Below are 431 nucleotides of genomic sequence, written 5' to 3'. Positions count from 1 at the left end.
AATCAGTGCTTCTGCTTGTTCTCAGCCGAGGACAAATCATGCAGATGCCGTCGCGACAACGCCAGAAAACGCGGCGTCGGGCCGACATCCTCATACAACGGATCACCTTCCTCATCGGTCGCCACCACCGTTGAACCCTTCACGTACGGCAGGCTCGCCTCGAACTCCTCAAGCGCGGCGCCGATCAGTTCGCCGAGCAGTTCCTCGGGATGACGTTTGGGATACAGCTCGGCAATTGCCGCCAGGCGCGCGGCGGCCTCGACGTCCAGATGAATCGTGTAGCCGGTGTCGGTCAGGCGACCTTTGGCGTTTTCTTCCCAATGCTGGGCGAGTTCACGAATTTTCATGATGACCTCATTTAGCGCCTGCTGATGGCAGGCCTGGGTGAGTGTCCGGCAGCGCCGGCGGCGGGCCGTCGTACGGCTTACTGT

At 60.8% G+C, this 431-nt stretch carries 1 protein-coding gene; it reads right to left on the bottom strand.

The window, feature by feature from the left end; translation table 11 throughout:
- Positions 1–2: 2 nt before the first annotated feature.
- The gene (locus tag J5M56_RS25805; protein ID WP_207938159.1) at positions 3–347 is read right to left on the bottom strand and encodes a pilin assembly protein; all 345 of its coding nucleotides are present in this window, start codon (positions 345–347) and stop codon (positions 3–5) included.
- Between the last annotated feature and the right edge of the window lie 84 nt (positions 348–431).

The sequence above is a fragment of the Pseudomonas sp. 51_B genome (genome assembly GCF_017491595.1).
In the GTDB taxonomy this organism is placed as follows: domain Bacteria; phylum Pseudomonadota; class Gammaproteobacteria; order Pseudomonadales; family Pseudomonadaceae; genus Aquipseudomonas; species Aquipseudomonas promysalinigenes.
This window is presented reverse-complemented; position numbering and strand designations above follow the sequence as displayed.

Coding starts and splice junctions, on each gene's coding strand:
- J5M56_RS25805 (WP_207938159.1), bottom strand. CDS start 347: ATGAAAATTCGTGAACTCGCCCAGCATTGGGAAGAAAACGCCAAAGGT.